This window comes from Kluyvera sp. Awk 3 (assembly GCF_028069715.1).
GTDB lineage: Bacteria > Pseudomonadota > Gammaproteobacteria > Enterobacterales > Enterobacteriaceae > Kluyvera > Kluyvera georgiana_A.
In genome coordinates this window covers 1-1860 of record NZ_JANEWH010000264.1, presented here as the reverse complement: position 1 = coordinate 1860, position 1860 = coordinate 1, and the positions used below count along the sequence as shown (strand labels likewise).

At 37.5% G+C, this 1860-nt stretch carries 2 protein-coding genes; both read right to left on the bottom strand.

What is annotated here, in order from left to right:
* Positions 1-24: 24 nt before the first annotated feature.
* The gene (locus NNN71_RS24485; RefSeq protein WP_271459568.1) at positions 25-1110 is read right to left on the bottom strand and encodes a class I SAM-dependent methyltransferase; all 1086 of its coding nucleotides are present in this window, start codon (positions 1108-1110) and stop codon (positions 25-27) included.
* Positions 1111-1156: 46 nt separating this feature from the next.
* On the bottom strand, positions 1157-1860 hold a 704-nt coding region (locus tag NNN71_RS24480), incomplete at its 5' end, for a glycosyltransferase family 4 protein (protein WP_271459567.1).

Here is a 1860-nt window from a genome sequence, read left to right as displayed (position 1 = left end):
GTGTATTAAGTGATTCCATAAAATTTAGCCTCTAAAAATTTGATATGCTTTTTTAATGATATTTTTTATCGGCTGAGGAATTATTTTTACAAGCTTTAAATATCTATAGTAAGGAACTGACATTGAAGATATTGTTGATTGTAAGGAAAATATATTCGCTTGCTCTCTTGCCAAACTTTCTCTCAATGCGGCATTTTCAGCATTAATGGCTTGAGAAAGCAAACGTGATTTTTTCAGCTCATGACTAAGTACATATTTATCCTGACGCAACAACTCCAAAGCTTCATTGTTTTCTTGTTGATTCTTCCTCAGGATGTCAATAACATTCCATTCAAACTCTTCAACCATCCGTGCATAAGCATCCATGCCTACACTAAATATACTGTTGCTAAAATTAGAATCTGGTGCATTCCATAACCCAACAAAGTAACTACAATTTTCTGTAGTTAATTGTTTGTTGTCTATATTTAATACATTAATGGAACAGTCAGCAGTATCGATCTCCATCCAAGATTTACCCAGCTTCGAGAAATTCTTACGCTCGAGAGGTGTAGTACCAAAACCAAATACCGCTCCACCTAAACCCCACTGTACGTTATTTCCCAAACAGTGAGTTGTCAGGTTTGTAAATTCCTGAAAATTATACTTTCTGACATGGTAAGGGTTAGAATCATCGGAAGTAGGATAATACCAGTGATCATTAGGACAAGAGATATAAAAAACAGCATCTTTTTTGGCACTGGATTTTATTGATGTTAAGAAAATTTCAGGCGTGTCAATGTGTTCTATTGTCTCAATTGAAATGACAATATCAAAAACTTCTTTACCACAAATTTCTGCTACTGTATTGGCATCACCAGCCAGATATTCGACATCAAATTCCGAGAAAAGGTGTTTGGCCCTATCAATAGAATCTTTTGAAATATCTATAGCGACAACACGTTTAGCACCTGCCTTTTTCAGAAGCGCAGAACCGTAGCCTTCTCCACATGCTATATCCAGTACAACTTTGTCCTTTACAAGGTGTAATACATTAGCATAGCGAGCACAATGAATCGTGGCTTCTTCCAGAGCATGATCTGGCTTCTGACTCAAATCTAGACGTTCCATTAAACTTCCTTTATATAATTGCTAACACCAAATCTCTGCATATTACTTAGCTGCGATATTTATCAAGTTGCAAGATGCTGAGTAATTTATTATTGACGATAGATGAATCGAATCGTGCGCGAGCAATCTCGTGGCTCGCCGTACCCATAATCGTTATTAATTCTGGATTATGCAAAAACCGAAACATTCTTTCAGCTAAGTCGAGAGAAGCGCGAGCCGGTATAAGGAAGCCATTTACTCCGTCCACAACCGTTTCCCTACATCCTGGTACATCGCTCGTTATCACAGCTCTGCCCATCGCCATTGCTTCTTGTGTACTACGAGGAAAGCCCTCTCGATACGATGGCAAGACAAAAACACTGGCTTTCGCTAGCCAATCCTGAACATTGTCTACATGTCCCGGTAATTCAATGATTCCACTATTTTTCAGCTGGTTAAAATTTTCGATACTTAAACTACCCGGGTTAAAAGCGTCTAAATCTCCAAGCATATAAAAGTGCGTATCGGGAAATTTTGCCTTAACTATTTTTGCCGCTTGAATGAATTCATAAACCCCTTTTTCTTGCAAAAACCTCGCAACGAAAATGAACGAAATAGGATCAACCGGAGGGGGTATATAGGGATACTCATTGATATCAAGACCAATGGCACCTAATACAGACACATTGTTTACATTAATTCTCGTTTTCTCTAACAAATCATTTTTATCATCTTCATTAAGGAAAATAAGGTTGTCAACGTATCTAAAAC